Source organism: Arthrobacter sp. zg-Y1116, from assembly GCF_024385485.1.
In the GTDB taxonomy this organism is placed as follows: Bacteria; Actinomycetota; Actinomycetes; order Actinomycetales; family Micrococcaceae; genus Arthrobacter_B.
Genome location: NZ_JANFLR010000004.1, coordinates 299,004 through 314,743 on the forward strand (window position 1 = coordinate 299,004; position 15,740 = coordinate 314,743).

Here is a 15,740-nt window from a genome sequence, read left to right on the forward strand (position 1 = left end):
CGGGTGTGCCGCCCATGCCACTCTGGTTGCAGGGGACCTTCGAACTGGGCCAGGCCGCCGTGCTTTCCGCCCTGCTGGTCCTCCTGCCGCTCATCGGCGTGTGGTTTGCCAACGGGTTTACGGATCGGGACTTCACCTCCCTGGCCCGCCTGGGCGGCCAGGCCTGGCTGCTGATCCACGGCGTGCCGATGTCACTGAGCTTCCCCGCCGGTGAACTGGGAGAGGCACCCGCCTCCGGGCTGCTCTCCTTCTTTCCGCTGGGACTGACTCTGCTTCCGTTCTTCCTGTCCTGGCGTGCGGGCCGGCGGCTTGCCCGGGCCTCGTATACGGACCAGCTCTGGCAGGCAGTTCTGGGCGCACTGGGCACCTATGCGCTGATCGGTGCCGCGGCGGCGTACTTCTGCAGTACCGAAGGCGTGCGGATTTCCGTGACGGCAGGTGCCCTGGTTCCGCTGATCGCCGCAGGTGCCGGGCTCATTGTGGGTGCCCGCATAGAGGCCGGCTCCTGGGTGCGGTTGATCGGCATGGACCTGACCGATTGGATTGCCCGCACCAGCCAGCATTCCCGCTGGGCGGGTTCCTACATGTGGGCCGCGATGCGCGCCGGCGCCGTAGGCACCCTCGCTGCGCTGGGTCTGTCCGCCGTGCTGCTGGTGGTGGCCCTGGCAATGAACTGGGCCGAGATCGCGTCCGTCTACGAACGGCTCGACGCCGGTGCGCTGGGCGGGGCGGTGCTCACCGTGGTGGAACTGGGCCTGATGCCCAACTTCGTGGTGTGGACGCTGGGCTGGGCGTCCGGCGCAGGCTTCTCGCTGGGAACCGGAAGCATGATCAGTCCGCTGGAAACCACCGTCGGTCCGCTGCCCGCACTGCCGGTGCTGGCGGCGCTGCCCGTGGGAAACATGGAATACGGCTACGCGGCTCTGCTGATCCCGGTAATGGCCGGGATCCTGGCGGGCTGGTGGTTCCTCCGGGAGGGCGAAAACCACTTCGACGAGTGGCTTTCCATCAAGATCCGCGCCCGCTGGTTCACCGCACCCGTTTCCACGCTTGTACTCGGGGTGATCGTCGGCCTGGTGTCCGGAGTGCTGGCCGCCGGCGCTGCCTGGCTGGCCCTCGGCTCCCTTGGCATCGGACGCTTCGTCAGCCTCGGACCGGACCCGTTGTGCCTGGGGCTGTGGGTGGCCGCGGAAGTAGGGATCGGCGTCGTTATTGGTTACGCCGTAGGGCCGTGGCTCGAGCGTGAACCCAAGCCGGACGCCTAGCGGATCTGCTGGAACGGCAGGTATTCCGCCTCGCAGGCTTCCACGCCATCGAGGGTGAGGGCGGAGCGCATGCAGGATTCGTAGGTTACGGTCTCATCCCAAAGCATGGCCATTCCGGCCAGCCCCAACGTAGTGAGGGCCGTAATGACCAGGCCCAGCGACACCAGTACCGGCATCAGCGGTCCCATCCGGCGCCTCGCCAGCTTGACCACGGCGATGATCCCCACCACCAACGCCGCGATCCCCAGCGCAAGCGGGATCAGCTTCCACGGCAGGACCAGGTTGCTGCTCAGCAGCATGGCGAACATCAGGAGCCAGAACACTCGCACGTACTGAATCGCGTTGCGTTTTTGCTCGTCTGTAGGCGCGGGATGGCGGCTGTCGGGCGCGGGCAAGGTCTTGGTCTGGTGCTGGGTGCCGTCGGTCATGGGTTTAAGCGTAGGGGACGCCGCGTCCTATGGTGGACGCATGCGCATCGTAGTCCTCGTGTCCGGCACCGGATCCAACCTCCAAGCGGTGCTGGACGCCGTCCGTGACGGCAGGCTTGACGTGGAGATTGCCGCCGTCGGCTCCGACCGGCCCGGAACCTACGGGGTCCAGCGCGCCGCCGACGCCGGCTACCCGACCTTCGTGGTCCCCTTCCGGGAGTTCCCGGTGCGGGCGGACTGGAACCGGGCCCTCACGGAAAAGGTTGCCTCCTATGAGCCGGATCTGGTCCTTTCCTCCGGATTCATGCGGATTGTGGACGAGCATTTCATCGACACCTTCGAGGGACGCTACCTCAACACCCACCCGGCGTTGCTGCCGTCCTTCCCCGGGGCGCACGGGGTCCGTGACGCACTTGCCTACGGTGTGAAGGTCACCGGCTGCACGGTTCACCTGGCCGACGCCGGCGTCGACACCGGTCCGATCCTCGCCCAGGCCGCCGTCGAGGTGCTCGACGGCGACACTGAGGAAACGCTGCACGAACGCATCAAGGTGCAGGAACGGCGGCTGTTGATTGAAACCCTGGACCGGATCAGCCGCGAGGGCCTGCCGGCGCTGTAACCACCGGCTAGTCCAGGGCCGCACCCTTTGTCTCCGGCGCGAACCGGGCCATCCACAGTACGGCCATGAGCACCAGGATCCCGGCCAGGGCGAAGGACATCGGCAGTCCCAGGTAGGGCCAGAGCACCGACACGAAGATCAGCGGACCGAAGCCGGCGCCGATCCGGGAAACGGTGGACGCCCAGCCGAAACCGCTGCCGCGCAGATTGGTGGGGTAGAGCTCCGACACATAGGCATAGAGCACGGGAATGGCTACCTGCACCACAAACCCGTACACCAGCAGCAGGATCGTGGCGGCAGCGGGGACATCCACCACCAGTGCGACCACCACCAGGATGGCAGCCGAAAGCGGGCCGGTAATCGCCAGGATCCATTTCCGGCCGACCTTTTCCACGAGCAGCGCGGCCACGATCACGCCCAGCAGGCCGACGGCGGCCATCCCCGAAGTGGTCAGGAACGCGCGGTGTTCGGCGAACCCGGCATCCACGAGGATTTTCGGCATCCACTGCAGGGCCAGGTAATAGACCAGCAGGATGGTCAGGAACAGGGACCAGGCCGCAATGGTGGTCTTGGCGCTGAACCGCCAGAGGTCCGTGAGCTGGGTGCCGACGGTGCGCAGGGACAGCTTCTCGGGGGCCTGCGGTTCGGGCAGGCGCCATTCGGTCTGTGTCCCGCCGGTGCGGCGGACCAGATCGTCGATGACCGCGGAGGCTTCCTCCGTGCGGCCCTTCCGGACCAGATAAAGCGGAGACTCCGGGACCGAGCGCCGCACCCAGAAGACCAGGAACGCGGGGATCACCATGATCAGCATGGTGTAGCGCCAATCCGCGAAAGTGGCCATGATGGCCGCTGAGGTGACACCGCACAGCGCTGCGCCGACGGGCCACCAGCCGTCCATGCCGGTCAGCACCCTTCCCCGCTGTTTCTTGGGAGTGAACTCACCCACCAGGGCATAGTCCACCGGAACGCAGCCGCCCAACCCGAAACCGGCCATGAAACGGAAGATGCAGAACCAGACGATGTCCGGGGAGAAGGCGCCCAGCACCGTAAAGATCGAGAACACCAGCAGCGTGGCGGAAAAGGCCCGCTTCCGGCCGATCGCATCGGCAATGGAACCCCAGACGAAGGCACCGATGGCCATGCCCAGCAGGTTGGCTGTTCCGATCCAGGCCGCTTGTGCCGGGGCCAGCGCCCATTCCTTGGAGAGCAGGGGAATCAGGACGCCGTTCAGCGTTACATCCCAGGCATCGAACATAAAGCCGAGGCCGCCGATGAGGAAGATCTTGCCCTGGACCTTCCACCGCCAGGGCAGGTTCTGGACCACCTGGTCACCGGTGGGCAGGGCGTTGGTGACGGACATGTGTTTCGGGGCCTTTCGGAGGGGAGGTGCGCGGGTTCGGGGAGAACACTACCGCGGCGGAGCCCCTGCATGTGGATAAAACCGAAGGGACTCGCGCGGAAGGGACTATATTGCCATCGCTGGATCACAGGCAGCCGGGCAGGAAAACGGGCCCGAGACGGGTTGTTACACGCAGCCCGGGGACCGGAAGGAAGCGAAGGCATAAACTTCTCGTGGGCCGCACGGCCTGCGCCCCGATCATCGACCATTTGGAGTGTCAGTTGTGAGCAATCCCGTCCTTGACCGTGTTCCCATCCGCCGGGCCCTGATCTCGGTCTACAACAAGACGGGCCTGACGGAACTCGCGCAGGGCCTCGCGGCAGCCGGCGTCAGCATTGTCTCCACCGGTTCCACCGCAAAGCAGATTGCCGCAGCGGGCGTCGAGGTCACCGAGGTCGCCGAAGTCACCGGGTTCAAGGAATGCCTGGACGGACGCGTCAAGACGCTGCACCCGCGGGTCCACGCGGGGATCCTCGCCGACCGCCGCCGCGAGGACCACATTGCCCAGCTGGAGGAAATGGAGATTGAACCCTTCGACCTCGTGGTGGTGAACCTCTACCCGTTCGTGGAGACCGTCCGCTCCGGCGCCGGCCAGGACGAAGTGGTGGAACAGATCGACATCGGCGGCCCCTCCATGGTCCGCGCCGCGGCGAAGAACCACCCCTCGGTGGCTGTGGTGGTGGATCCCGGCAAATACTCCGACGTCGTCACCGCGGCAGCCGAAGGCGGATTCGCCCTGGCGGAACGACGCCGGCTGGCCGCCGAAGCCTTCGCGCACACCGCTGCCTATGACACGGCGGTTGCCACTTGGACGGCAGAGCAGTTCGGGGACGGCACCGAAGACGGCACCAAGTGGCCGGCCTACACCGGTCTCTCCCTGGAACGCGCCGAGGTGCTGCGTTACGGGGAAAACCCGCACCAGGACGCGGCGCTTTACGTGGACAAGGGGGCCGCTCCCGGCGTTGCCCAGGCCGACCAGCTGCACGGCAAGGCCATGTCCTACAACAACTACGTGGACGCCGACGCCGCCCTGCGCGCAGCCTTCGACTTCTCGGAACCGGCAGTCGCCGTCGTCAAGCATGCCAACCCGTGCGGCATCGCCGTGGCTTCGCCCGGTGCCGCGGACCCAATCGCGGACGCGCACGCCAAGGCGCATGCCTGCGATCCCGTCTCGGCCTTCGGCGGAGTCATTGCCGCCAACCGCACGGTCACTGCCGGCATGGCGCGGACCGTGAAGGAGATTTTCACGGAGGTGGTGATCGCTCCTGACTTCGAGCCGGAAGCCGTGGAGATCCTTTCGGCGAAGAAGAACATCCGCCTCCTGACGCTGCCCGACGGCTACGGGCGCAGCAACACCGAATTCCGGCAGGTGTCCGGGGGTGTCCTGGTGCAGAAGGCGGACCGGCTTCAGGCTGAGGGCGACGACCCCGCAAACTGGACGCTCGCAGCGGGCGAGGCCGCCGACGAATCGACGCTGGCCGATCTGGCCTTCGCCTGGTCCGCCGTACGTGCAGCCAAGTCCAATGCCATCCTCCTGGCGAAGGACGGCGCGTCGGTGGGCGTGGGCATGGGACAGGTCAACCGGGTGGATTCCTGCCGGCTCGCCGTCGAACGTGCCAATACGCTCGGCGCTCCCGGCGAGGAACGGGCTCGCGGCTCCGTAGCCGCTTCCGACGCGTTCTTCCCCTTCGCGGACGGCCTGCAGATCCTCGCCGACGCCGGTGTCCGCGCGGTGGTGCAGCCGGGCGGATCGGTCCGGGACAACGAAGTGGTTGAAGCCGCGGCGGCGGCCGGCATCACCATGTACTTCACGGGTGCTCGCCACTTCTTCCACTGAAGTCCCGCCTGGAACGGCAAGGCGGTGCAGGTAATGCGCCGCCTTGCTGTTTAGGGCGCGGATAGTGGGCTGTGGCATAGTTGAACTCAAATAAAAGCCAAAAAGACGGGTTCCGTCATGCCACAAGACATGCTCCGGTGCCCACCAACACACAAGGAGATCGTGTGGCTGAGAAAATTAAGGTTGTGGGCTCTGTAGTAGAGCTCGACGGCGACGAGATGACCCGCATCATCTGGCAGTTCATCAAGGATCGCCTGATCAACCCGTACCTGGACGTAGACCTGAAGTACTACGACCTCTCCATCCAGAACCGCGACGCGACCGACGACCAGGTCACCATCGACGCAGCCAACGCGATCAAGGAACACGGCGTAGGCGTCAAGTGCGCCACGATCACCCCTGACGAAGCACGCGTCGAGGAATTCGGCCTGAAGAAGATGTGGGTCTCCCCGAACGGGACCATCCGCAACATCCTGGGCGGCGTGGTCTTCCGCGAACCGATCATCATCTCCAACATCCCGCGCCTGGTCCCGGGCTGGAACAAGCCGATCATCATCGGCCGCCACGCCCACGGCGACCAGTACAAGGCCACGAACTTCAAGGTTCCCGGTGCCGGTACCCTGACGCTGACCTACACGCCCGCCGACGGCAGCGAAGAAATCAAGCAGCAGGTTGTTACGTACAACGAAGATGGCGGCGTCGCCATGGGTATGTACAACTTCAACGATTCCATCAAGGACTTCGCGCGCGCTTCCTTCGCCTACGGCCTGCAGCGCAACTACCCGGTGTACCTCTCCACCAAGAACACGATCCTGAAGGCCTACGACGGCCAGTTCAAGGACCTGTTCCAGGAAGTCTTCGACGCCGAGTTCAAGGACCAGTTCGAAGCAGCCGGCCTCACTTACGAGCACCGCCTGATCGATGACATGGTTGCCTCCGCGATGAAGTGGGAAGGCGGCTACGTCTGGGCCTGCAAGAACTACGACGGCGACGTCCAGTCCGACACCGTGGCACAGGGCTTCGGCTCGCTGGGCCTGATGACCTCCGTGCTGATGACCCCGGACGGCCAGACCGTCGAGGCAGAAGCTGCACACGGTACGGTTACCCGCCACTACCGCCAGCACCAGCAGGGCAAGCCCACCTCCACGAACCCGATCGCCTCGATCTTCGCGTGGACCCGTGGCCTGATGCACCGCGGCAAGCTGGACAACACCCCCGAGGTCATCAACTTCGCCGAGACCCTTGAAGACGTTGTCATCAAGACGGTCGAATCCGGCAAGATGACCAAGGACCTGGCACTGCTGGTCGGCCCGGACCAGGCCTACCTGACCACGGAAGAGTTCCTCGCCGCACTGGACGAGAACCTCAAGGCCCGCCTGGGCGCCGAGGTTGCAGCCTAAGCATCACTGCACCAACGACGACGGCGCGCTGCCCCTTTACGGGGCGGCGCGCCGTCGTCGTTCCCCGCCTTGTTAAGCACCTGCGTAACAACTAGCGCTGCCGCACGGGCGGTGCCACCATGTGGGGATGTCGAACTCCACCACTGCGCAGCCCGCCGCGAAGAGCGCCGAAGAGCGAAGCGCCCGCATAGCGGTAACCGTGTTCCCGCTGCTGATTGTTGCCGGGGGAGCGGTGGCCCTGTTCTTCCCGCAGGCCTTCACCGGACTGTCCGGCTACATCAACCCCGGGCTGATGCTCATTATGTTCGGGATGGGCCTGACCCTGACCCTGCCGGATTTCGCGCTGGTTCTCCGGCAGCCGCTGCCCGTCCTGCTGGGAGTGGTTGCGCAGTACCTGATTATGCCGCTGCTAGGTTTCGGCATCGCCTGGGCGCTGCAGCTCAGCCCAGAACTCGCGGCCGGCGTGATCCTGGTGGGCTGTGCCCCCGGCGGTACGGCGTCGAACGTGGTGACGTACCTGGCCCGCGGGAACGTAGCCCTTTCCGTCGCCATGACGTCGGTTTCCACACTCCTTGCGCCGCTGCTGACCCCGCTCCTCGCGCTGTGGCTCGCCGGCCGGTACATGGCGGTGGACGCCGGGTCAATGGCATGGTCCATTGTCCAGATTGTGTTGATCCCGGTGGTGCTGGGCCTGGTTATCCGATATTTGGCACCCCGGGTGGTGGACCGGGTCCTGCCTGTCCTGCCCTGGATTTCGGTGCTGGCCATTACCTTCGTGGTTATTGCCGTGGTGTCGGGCAGCGCCGAAGCCATCTTTACCGCGGGCTGGCTGATCCTGCTGGCGGTGGTGCTGCACAACGGCCTGGGACTTGGGCTGGGTTACGGCGCAGCGAAACTGTTCCGGCAGCCGATTCCCTCGCGCCGGACCATGGCCATTGAAGTGGGTATGCAGAACTCCGGGCTGGCCGCGGGACTTGCCAGGCAGTACTTCGCTCCCGAAGCGGCCCTGCCTGCAGCGGTCTTCTCGGTCTGGCACAACGTCAGCGGTGCCTTGATGGCAGCCATCTGGCAGCGGCGCCCCACCAGCTGAGCGTCCGGCCGGTTAGGCCCAGCGCAGCCGATGAAACGCCCGTGACGCGGCGCAGGCCCCGGACACGCTGTCCGGGGCCTGCGCCGGTTGTGCCGGCCGTTCTGCGGCTAGATGCCCGCGCCTGGATCGCCGGACGAAGACTGCCCGGAACCGGATGATCCCGAGCCCGCGGATCCGGAACCGGATGACCCCGAACTGCCGCTGCTGTGGCCGAACGAGCCCGGCGAGCCCGAACCGCCGGAACCCGAGCCGCTGGACGAGACCGAGGCAGGCTCCGACGAAGACTGCCCGGAAATGGTGTGGCCGTCCTTGTAGGCGGCCGCCACCTCGATCTTGCGCGGCTTCGAGCGTTCGCTCACCGGAATGAAGACGCTCAGCACCCCGTTCTCGTACTTCGCTGAGATCGAGTCAATATCAATGCCCTGGCCAAGATTCAGCTGGCGCAGGAAGGTTCCGCTTTCCCGTTCGCGGTTAAGCCAGGTAACTCCCTCGGTGGTGTGGATGGTCCGCTCGGCCCTGATGGTCAGCAACTGGCCGTCAACGTCCACGTCCACTGAGCCGGGGTCGATGCCCGGCAAATCCGCGTTGAGGATGTAGTGGTCGCCCTCGCGGTAGAGGTCGATCGGCATGAGCCGCAGCCGCTGCCGGGGATCGAGAAGGGCGCCTGCCATCCGGTCAAGCTCGCGGAAAGGATCAAACTTCATCGCCATTGTCATCAACTCCTGTTGCCCCGGTACCCGCCGGGCACCGGTGGTTGGAATGCCGTTGTTGGAAAAGGGTCGATAAAGGTTGAGTCGTCATGACTCAACGATGGAATTCACGCTAGCACTCACCACTTTTGAGTGCTAGGTACAGCGTCCGATTCTTGCCGCCAGGCGCCCGGTTTTCGCCCGGTCAGCCGACCGGCCAGGAGTGGACAGCCGCATTGGTGTGCATGTTCTCCCAGTAGAGCCGGGAGAGCTCGCCCAGGGCCGCCGGCCGCGGCATCCCGGCATCCTCGAGGCGGCGCAGCGTGGCGATCTGCCAGGCAGCGCCGTTCTGCTCCGTGCGGGCACGTTCGGCCACCACGCTCAGGTAGCGGTCGATCAGGGAGGAATCCACTTTCAGTTCCCTCAGTCCCTCGGCGGCCTGCGGAATCAGGTGGCGCACAATCAGTTCGGCCACCGGAATCTCGCCGATGCCCGGCCAATAGACTGCTGCCTCCAGTCCGTACCGGGCGCAGGCCAGGAAGTTGTCCGACGCCGTCTTGAACGCAATGCGGCTCCACAGCGGCCGGTCAGCTGTGCGGATGTACTCCACGAGCCCGTAGTAGAACGCGGCGTTGGCGACCACGTCCAGGACGGACGGGCCGGCCGGCAGCACCCGGTTCTCCAGACGCAGGTTGGGAGTGCCGCTGCCGGGGTCGTAGATCGGCCGGTTCCAGCGGTAGACCGTGCCGTTGTGCAGGCGCAGCTCGGGCAGCAGCGGGGCACCGAAAGCGGTGGCTTCCGTTCCGCTGCCGGACAACTCCGGAAGCAGGGCAGGGAAATAGCGCACGTTTTCTTCGAAGAGATCGAAGATCGAGGTAATCCACCTTTCCCCGAACCAGACACGGGGGCGTACCCCTTGGTTGCGCATCTCCGGCGGCCGGGTGTCTATGGCCTGCTTGAAGAGTTCAATCCGGGTCTCGTGCCACAGCACATGTTCCATGAAGATGGGTGAATTGGCGGCAAGGGCAACCTGGGGGCCTGCGATCATCTGTGCCGCGTTCCAGGCCGGAGCAAACTGTTCGGGCGAGACTTCCAGGTGCAGCTGGACCGATGTGCACGCAGCCTCAGGCGCGATGTTCTGTGCGTAGAAGGACAACGGCTCCGGGCCGGACAGGTCGAGGAGGACGTCTTCTCCCCGGGCCTGGAGGACCGACGTGTTCAGGGCGGCATAACGCTGCCCGCTGCTGAGCCAATCCCATCCGTCCATGAAGCGGGGGGTGAGGGTGGGGAGGATGCCCACCATCATGATGTCTGCCGCTTCCTGGGCGGCACGCTCATCGGCACGGTTGAGCTGCACCCGGAGGCTGTCCTCGAGCTCCTTCAATCCAAACTGTGCCACCGACAGTGCGGGGTGGTTCATCTCGATGTTGAAGGCGCCGATTTCGGTCTGGAAGGCCGGATCGGCGATTCGCTCAAGGACAGCCGTGTTGCGGAGGGCGGGGGAGAAATCACGGTTGGTCAGGTTCAGCTCCAGTTCCAGGCCAATGCTGGCCGTGTCCGCAAACTGCGCGGTGGAAAGGAAGTGAGCGAAGTGGTCCAGGTTTTCCAGCAAGCGCTGCCGGTAAGCCGTGCGCTGCGCCCGGCTGAAGGTCCTGCTCGTAACTTCTGCGCCCATTGCCCGTTACTTCTTTTTCAGGCCCTTGAGGACATTGGCCGGCCGTTGCATCTCGCCGTGCTGGGCGCCCATCACAATCACCGCACCCGAAAGCACGGGGATGCTCCACTGCAGGACCTTCAGCTGGCGTTGGGCCGACTTCAATTCCTTGGATGCGCCCTCGCGGGGTTCTGTTGCCCCTTGGCTGCCCTGCTCCGAGAGCTTCCCTACCTTGCCGCCCAGGATGCCTGAATAGAGGGTGACTACCGCCGCCAGCGCCGTCACGGCTGCCTTGTATACGGTGAGAGAACCGACCCCCTCCTGCTTGGAGACCCGGGTTTTGTTGTCACCGATAAGCGCGAGTCCGGCCAGGAAATGCAATCCGATAGCTCCGGCCTGCACGGGGGCCCACTTTTTCCAGCCGAGGGCGGACAGCCGGGTTCTCTCAGTGGGATCCTTGGCCTCGGCAGTTGCTCCGTTAAGTCCGACGGCGCCCATCAGGGAACCGCCGAACCAAGCCGCCGCCGTGAGGTCATGGACGGATCGTGCTACTAGATTTGCAGCCAATGTGATGCTCCTGTGCGTTGTGGCCGAGGGGACTGCCCTGCCGGATTATTCGGCAGGGTACGGCGTCCGCTGGCTCTTCTGATCGGTGGAAAAAGAAAACCACGCACGGAATCCAATAGCAAGGGCACTTACAATCCTAACACGCTACACATTCGTAACTAAGTGTGCTTATTATCTTTGTACGGACCATCCGATCTTGATCAGCAGTTGCAATGACGAAAGAGAGCGATGATGACAGAGAACTTCACTCCGCGCGACGGAAGCCATGCAGCATCCCCGGCCGGAAGTACCAATGACTCCACAGCCGCTGCGAAGGCCGATGCGGCCAAGCAGCAGGCCGGTGACATCGCCCAGCAGGCCAAGGGTAACGCCGCTCAGGTAGCGGACACCGCCAAGTCTGAAGCAGCGGGTGTTGCCTCCGAGGTAAAGACCAACGCCAAGGACCTGTTTACCCAGGCCCGTTCCGATCTCACCGAGCAGGCAGGTACCCAGCAGCAGAAGGTGGCTGAAGGCCTTCGCTCGATGGCAGACGAACTGCACTCCATGGCGCAGTCCGGCCAGTCCGGGGTAGCCGCCGATCTCGTCGGTCAGGCCGCCAGCCGTGCGTCTTCGGCCGCCACGTGGCTCGACGGCCGCGATCCGGGATCCCTGCTGGACGAGGTCAAGGGCTTTGCCCGCCAGCGCCCCGTCGCCTTCCTCGCCATCGCAGCCGGAGCCGGTTTCCTGGCAGGCCGCCTCAACAAGGGCCTCAGCGCAGGCCTCCCGACGCAGGGTGCGTCCGGATCCGCCGGCCAGCACGTGGGACCGCCCGTTCCGCCCGTGACGCCTGTCCCGCAGGCACCGGTGGCACAGCCCACGGTCGGCACCGCCGCGACCAACGATCCGTTCGGCACCGAACCGGTCCGCCAGCCGGGTACGGGTCCCGCATCGGCCCAGACTCTTCCGCCCACCCCCTCCACCGGCGTTCCGGCAGCTGATCCCTACAGCGGTGGTCGGCACTGATGAGTACCGAACTCCCTCCCACACCAGCACAGGCTAAGGCTGAGTCCACGTCCCTGGGCGATCTGCTCGGCCAGGTGACGCAGGACATGTCCACCCTCATGCGTCAGGAAGTGGAGCTGGCGAAGGTCGAACTGAAGCAGTCCGCAACCCGCGCAGGCACGGGTGCCGGAATGTTCGCCGGAGCGGCCGTCGCAGGCTACTTCGTACTCCTCTTCCTCTCGGTCGCCCTGTGGTACGCACTGGGCACGACGGCGATCGGCTTCGGCTGGTCCGCAGTGATCGTGGCGGTTATCTGGGCCATCGTCGCTGCCGTCCTCGCCTCCCGCGGACGCAAGGAAATGAAGAAGATCAAGGGCATGCCGCAGACGTCCGAGACGCTGCAGGAGATCCCCCAGACTATGAAACCAAGCGAGGAAACACGATGAGTGAAAACCCGGATGAGATCCGCGCCGACATCGAAGCAACCCGCCGGCGCCTAGGCACCAACGTGGACGCCGTGGCGGACAAGGTAACTCCTTCCCACATCGTTCAGCGCCAGACGGACAAGATGAAGGACAAAGTATTCGGAGTGAAGGACAGGGTGATGGGTGTGGCCGATTCAGTAGGTAACAGCGCAAGCAATACCGGCAGCAACATCGGCGGCAGCGTGTCCGACATGGGCAGCAGTGTTTCGGACGGCATGTCTGCCGCCGGCTCCGCCGTCCAGGGTGCACCGGCGAAGCTCGCCGGCCAGGCGCAGGGCAACCCCATTGCCGCAGGTTTGATTGCCTTCGGCGCAGGCCTGCTGGCGGCAACGCTGATCCCCGCCAGCGACAAGGAGCGCGTCGCTGCTGACAACATCAAGACCGCCGCGCAGCCGATGACCGACGAACTGGCAGGCGCAGCCAAGGAAATGGCTGAAGGCCTCAAGGAACCGGCCCAGGAAGCGGTCGAGAACATCAAGGCCACTGCCACGGACGCCGCGCAGAACGTGAAGTCCGAAGGCCAGGCAGCCGCCGCGGACGTCAAGGATTCCGCTTCCGAAGCGCCGCAGAACGTGAAGAACGCCTAGCAGGCACCACACCACACCGCAGCACGCGTCACTCAGCAAAGGAGTACCTGATGCAGATCGACAAGCAGCAGATTATCGAATTTCTGAAGAATCGCGGCGACAGCTCGAAGGCAGGCCAGGCGGAGTCCGAACTGCCGGAGAAGGTGGATACCGAGCGCGACTCGGGTCTGCTGGACAAACTTGGTGTAAACCCCAAGGACCTGCTCGGGAAACTCCCGGGTGGCCTGGGCGGACTGGGCAGCTAGCACAGCACTGAAACGACGACGGCGGTGCCGCACCTGCAAAAGGTGCGGCACCGCCGTCGTTTTTAGTGCCTTGCCAGCTGCTGCGCCTCCACGGCTCAGTCAGCGGGGACAGTGGCCTTGTCATTGGCGTACAGCACGCCGATCTGCGCCCGTACCGCGTCAAAGAGCCGCATGGTCCGCAGGGAGTCCGCCCACGTCATGGTGGGGCTTTCCACCATGCCCGCCTGGATGCAGCGGGTCACCTCGCGCAGCTCGTACGCGTAGCCGTTGCCGACCTGCGGGAACCGCTCCACGCGGGCCTCGCCGTCCTGCGGCACGATGGTCAGCTCCACCGGGTTATGCAGGGGTGCGCCGGTGCGGAGCCAGCCCCTGGTGCCGGAAATGACCGCGGTCCGCGGGCAGGAGGAGACCAGAGACGAGGTCAGCTGCGCCAGGCCGCCGGACGGGTACCCGAGCGTCAAGGCGTTCTGTGTGTCCACGCCGTCGGCGTTGATGCTGCCTACTGCGTGGACCGTCTCCGGGTAGCCCAGCGCGCCCAGGGCAAAAGTGAGCGGATAGACGGTCAGGTCCAGCAGTGCGCCTCCGCCCGCCGCCGGGTCCCAGAGCCTGCTGGCAGGGTCATACGGTGCCGGGAAGCCCAGGTCTGCCTGCACCCAGTTGATGTCGCCGAGCTCACCTGAGGCAATGAGTTCCCAGATGCGGTTGATGCAGGGCAGGAAACGGGTCCAGACCGCTTCCATGAGGAACAGGTTGCGGGACCGGGCCAGTTCGATCAGGTCCTCGGTTTCGCGGGCATTGATGGTCAGCGACTTTTCGCACAGTACGTGTTTGCCGGCCTCCAGAGCCCGCCGGGCAATCCGATAGTGCTGGGCGTGCGGGGTCCCGATGTAGACGACGTCGACATCGGGATCGGCAAAGAGCAGGTCGTAGCCCGAGGCATCGTCTGAGTCGAAGTAGCTGCTGGCGAAACCGAAGCGGGCGGCGAACTCCTCGGCCGTGGCCCGGCGGCGGGAACTGACCGCCTGCAGGACGGCGTCCTCCAACCGGGCGATGTCTTCAGTGACACGCTCGGCAATGTTTCCGGTGGCGACTACGCCCCAGCGCAGGGTTCGTCCCGTGGACTGGACGGGACTAGGAGCTCCCGGCTGGACACAGGGCGGGGTGGGTATGTGTTGAACGGCAGTCATGGTCCTCGTCTTCCGCGTCGTTGCAGGGAGTACCCCTACTCTATGGTCGCCCCGGCCATTGGCCTAGGGATGGACTCCGGGTTCGTGCGGCACGAAGTGCAGGCGACCGGTGTGTGGAACAGAGTGGAACAGGCGTGGAACAGCCCGGGTCTCCGCTGAGGGAAACCCGGGCTGTTCCGCCCCGAGGGGCAGTGAATACGTGCTTACTTGGTGAGCTCGGAGAGCGTGGGGTCATTCGCGTAGGCCTCGGCAGCGTTGGCCTTGGTGACGATGACCGGCTCCAGAAGGTAGCTCTCGACTACCTTCTTGCCGTTGTCGTAGCTCTCGTCGTCGTTGATTTCGACCTCTTCACCGGCGCCCAGTGCCTTGACCATGTCAATGCTCTGGTTCACCAGGTTGCGGGTGTCCTTGTTGATGGTGGAGTACTGCTTGCCTTCCATGATCAGCTTGACGGATTCCACCTCGGAGTCCTGGCCGGTGATGACGGGCAGCGTCTTGCCGGCGCCGGAGACCGAGGTCAGGACGGCGCGGGCCAGGGTGTCATTGGGGGAGAGGACGCCGTCCAGTTCCTGGGAGGCGTAGTTGCTGGAGAGCAGGGTGTCCATGCGCTTCTGGGCGTTCTCCGCCTTCCAACCCTGGGTGACGGCCTGGTTGAACTCGGTCTGGCCGGAACCGACCACGAGGTTTCCTGCTTCGATCTCCGGCTGGAGGACATCCATGGCGCCGTCGAAGAAGACCTGGGCGTTGGCGTCATCCGGAGAACCGGCGAACAGCTCAATGTTGTACGGGCCCTCGGGCTTCTTCTCCTTCAGCCCGTCCAGCAGGGCCTGGCCCTGCAGCTGGCCGACCTTGAAGTTGTCGTAGGCCACGTAGTAGTCAACGTTTTCGGTGTTGGTCAGCAGACGGTCATAGGCGATGACGGTGATGCCGGCGTCCTTGGCGTCCTGCAGCTGCGAACCGAGCTGGCTGCCGTCAATGGCACCCACAATCAGGACCTCGACACCGTTGGTGATCATGGAGCTGATCTGGTTCTGCTGTTCGGACACGCCGCCGTTGGCGAACTGGACCTGGCCTTCGTAGCCGGCTTCCTTGAGGCCGTCGTTGAAGAGGGTCTCTGCCAGCACCCAGTTTTCCGAGGTCTTCTGCGGCAGGGCAACGCCGATGGATGCCCCGTCGTCGAAGCCTTCTTCGGCGCCGGAAGCGGTTTCTTCGGTACGGCCGCAGGCGGACAGCGACAATGCTGCCACCGTTGCCGCAACGGCGAAGGACTTTGCGAATTTACGCATGGTGTTCTCTTTCTGAATAGC

Annotated in this window: 15 protein-coding genes and 1 pseudogene; 9 read left to right on the forward strand and 7 right to left on the reverse strand. The window is 64.9% G+C overall.

From position 1 onward, the window contains the following. The first annotated feature begins 14 nt into the window (after window positions 1-14). Window positions 15-1,265 carry a DUF6350 family protein gene (locus NNX34_RS12835; protein WP_255766913.1) on the forward strand — a complete coding sequence of 417 codons (1,251 nt, stop codon included), beginning with the start codon at window positions 15-17 and terminating at the stop codon, window positions 1,263-1,265. On the opposite strand, the gene NNX34_RS12840 is transcribed toward NNX34_RS12835, so the two are convergent. Next, window positions 1,262-1,693: a hypothetical protein gene (locus tag NNX34_RS12840; RefSeq protein WP_255766914.1), complete on the reverse strand. Its 432-nt coding sequence runs from the start codon at window positions 1,691-1,693 to the stop codon at window positions 1,262-1,264. The genes NNX34_RS12835 and NNX34_RS12840 overlap by 4 nt on opposite strands. A gap of 40 nt (window positions 1,694-1,733) precedes the next feature. Between NNX34_RS12840 and purN the strand changes: the two genes are divergently transcribed. Continuing rightward, the gene (purN, locus tag NNX34_RS12845; RefSeq protein WP_255766915.1) at window positions 1,734-2,312 is read left to right on the forward strand and encodes a phosphoribosylglycinamide formyltransferase; all 579 of its coding nucleotides are present in this window, start codon (window positions 1,734-1,736) and stop codon (window positions 2,310-2,312) included. A gap of 7 nt (window positions 2,313-2,319) precedes the next feature. On the opposite strand, the gene NNX34_RS12850 is transcribed toward purN, so the two are convergent. Then, a complete protein-coding gene (locus tag NNX34_RS12850) occupies window positions 2,320-3,672 on the reverse strand; it encodes an MFS transporter (protein WP_255766916.1) in 1,353 nt (450 codons plus the stop codon). A gap of 262 nt (window positions 3,673-3,934) precedes the next feature. Between NNX34_RS12850 and purH the strand changes: the two genes are divergently transcribed. The 3 genes from purH to NNX34_RS12865 all read left to right on the forward strand — a co-directional run bounded on the left by purH (window position 3,935) and on the right by NNX34_RS12865 (window position 8,038). Continuing rightward, on the forward strand, window positions 3,935-5,548 hold the full coding sequence (gene purH, locus NNX34_RS12855) for a bifunctional phosphoribosylaminoimidazolecarboxamide formyltransferase/IMP cyclohydrolase (RefSeq protein ID WP_255766917.1): 1,614 nt from the start codon (window positions 3,935-3,937) through the stop codon (window positions 5,546-5,548). Between the two features lie 164 nt (window positions 5,549-5,712). Next, the gene (locus NNX34_RS12860) at window positions 5,713-6,948 is read left to right on the forward strand and encodes an NADP-dependent isocitrate dehydrogenase (RefSeq protein ID WP_227924196.1); all 1,236 of its coding nucleotides are present in this window, start codon (window positions 5,713-5,715) and stop codon (window positions 6,946-6,948) included. Between the two features lie 127 nt (window positions 6,949-7,075). Beyond that, window positions 7,076-8,038, forward strand: coding sequence for a bile acid:sodium symporter family protein (locus NNX34_RS12865; protein ID WP_255766918.1), 963 nt, complete (start codon window positions 7,076-7,078; stop codon window positions 8,036-8,038). A 314-nt stretch (window positions 8,039-8,352) separates the two neighbouring features. On the opposite strand, the pseudogene NNX34_RS12870 reads toward NNX34_RS12865, so the two are convergent. The 3 genes and pseudogenes from NNX34_RS12870 to NNX34_RS12880 all read right to left on the reverse strand — a co-directional run. After that, window positions 8,353-8,748, reverse strand: a pseudogene (locus NNX34_RS12870) (Hsp20/alpha crystallin family protein); the annotation flags it as partial. Between the two features lie 184 nt (window positions 8,749-8,932). Further along, complete coding sequence (locus tag NNX34_RS12875) at window positions 8,933-10,402, reverse strand: glutamate--cysteine ligase (protein ID WP_255766919.1); 1,470 nt, start codon at window positions 10,400-10,402, stop codon at window positions 8,933-8,935. Window positions 10,403-10,408: 6 nt separating this feature from the next. After that, the gene (locus NNX34_RS12880) at window positions 10,409-10,948 is read right to left on the reverse strand and encodes a hypothetical protein (RefSeq protein WP_255766920.1); all 540 of its coding nucleotides are present in this window, start codon (window positions 10,946-10,948) and stop codon (window positions 10,409-10,411) included. A 231-nt stretch (window positions 10,949-11,179) separates the two neighbouring features. On the opposite strand from NNX34_RS12880, the gene NNX34_RS12885 reads away from it, so the two are divergent. From NNX34_RS12885 to NNX34_RS12900, 4 genes are read left to right on the forward strand one after another with little or no spacing between them, the layout of a single operon-like run. Then, the gene (locus tag NNX34_RS12885) at window positions 11,180-11,950 is read left to right on the forward strand and encodes a hypothetical protein (RefSeq protein ID WP_255766921.1); all 771 of its coding nucleotides are present in this window, start codon (window positions 11,180-11,182) and stop codon (window positions 11,948-11,950) included. After that, on the forward strand, window positions 11,950-12,375 hold the full coding sequence (locus NNX34_RS12890; RefSeq protein ID WP_255766922.1) for a phage holin family protein: 426 nt from the start codon (window positions 11,950-11,952) through the stop codon (window positions 12,373-12,375). Before NNX34_RS12885 ends, NNX34_RS12890 begins: the two co-directional genes overlap by 1 nt. Next, window positions 12,372-13,001: a DUF3618 domain-containing protein gene (locus NNX34_RS12895; protein ID WP_255766923.1), complete on the forward strand. Its 630-nt coding sequence runs from the start codon at window positions 12,372-12,374 to the stop codon at window positions 12,999-13,001. The genes NNX34_RS12890 and NNX34_RS12895 overlap by 4 nt, the downstream gene beginning before the upstream one ends. 50 nt (window positions 13,002-13,051) lie before the next feature. Further along, complete coding sequence (locus NNX34_RS12900) at window positions 13,052-13,246, forward strand: hypothetical protein (RefSeq protein WP_255766924.1); 195 nt, start codon at window positions 13,052-13,054, stop codon at window positions 13,244-13,246. Between the two features lie 95 nt (window positions 13,247-13,341). On the opposite strand, the gene NNX34_RS12905 is transcribed toward NNX34_RS12900, so the two are convergent. Then, window positions 13,342-14,433, reverse strand: coding sequence for a Gfo/Idh/MocA family protein (locus NNX34_RS12905; RefSeq protein ID WP_255766925.1), 1,092 nt, complete (start codon window positions 14,431-14,433; stop codon window positions 13,342-13,344). A gap of 203 nt (window positions 14,434-14,636) precedes the next feature. Further along, a complete protein-coding gene (locus NNX34_RS12910) occupies window positions 14,637-15,719 on the reverse strand; it encodes a sugar-binding protein (RefSeq protein ID WP_255766926.1) in 1,083 nt (360 codons plus the stop codon). Window positions 15,720-15,740 lie beyond the last annotated feature (21 nt).

What these genes read in the sequence shown, in the direction of transcription:
- NNX34_RS12835 (WP_255766913.1), top strand. Translation starts at nt 15, where the DNA reads ATGCCACTCTGGTTGCAGGGGACCTTCGAACTGGGCCAGGCCGCCGTG.
- NNX34_RS12840 (WP_255766914.1), bottom strand. Translation starts at nt 1,693, where the DNA reads ATGACCGACGGCACCCAGCACCAGACCAAGACCTTGCCCGCGCCCGAC.
- purN (WP_255766915.1), top strand. Translation starts at nt 1,734, where the DNA reads ATGCGCATCGTAGTCCTCGTGTCCGGCACCGGATCCAACCTCCAAGCG.
- NNX34_RS12850 (WP_255766916.1), bottom strand. Translation starts at nt 3,672, where the DNA reads ATGTCCGTCACCAACGCCCTGCCCACCGGTGACCAGGTGGTCCAGAAC.
- NNX34_RS12865 (WP_255766918.1), top strand. Translation starts at nt 7,076, where the DNA reads ATGTCGAACTCCACCACTGCGCAGCCCGCCGCGAAGAGCGCCGAAGAG.
- NNX34_RS12875 (WP_255766919.1), bottom strand. Translation starts at nt 10,402, where the DNA reads ATGGGCGCAGAAGTTACGAGCAGGACCTTCAGCCGGGCGCAGCGCACG.
- NNX34_RS12885 (WP_255766921.1), top strand. Translation starts at nt 11,180, where the DNA reads ATGACAGAGAACTTCACTCCGCGCGACGGAAGCCATGCAGCATCCCCG.
- NNX34_RS12890 (WP_255766922.1), top strand. Translation starts at nt 11,950, where the DNA reads ATGAGTACCGAACTCCCTCCCACACCAGCACAGGCTAAGGCTGAGTCC.
- NNX34_RS12895 (WP_255766923.1), top strand. Translation starts at nt 12,372, where the DNA reads ATGAGTGAAAACCCGGATGAGATCCGCGCCGACATCGAAGCAACCCGC.
- NNX34_RS12900 (WP_255766924.1), top strand. Translation starts at nt 13,052, where the DNA reads ATGCAGATCGACAAGCAGCAGATTATCGAATTTCTGAAGAATCGCGGC.
- NNX34_RS12905 (WP_255766925.1), bottom strand. Translation starts at nt 14,433, where the DNA reads ATGACTGCCGTTCAACACATACCCACCCCGCCCTGTGTCCAGCCGGGA.
- NNX34_RS12910 (WP_255766926.1), bottom strand. Translation starts at nt 15,719, where the DNA reads ATGCGTAAATTCGCAAAGTCCTTCGCCGTTGCGGCAACGGTGGCAGCA.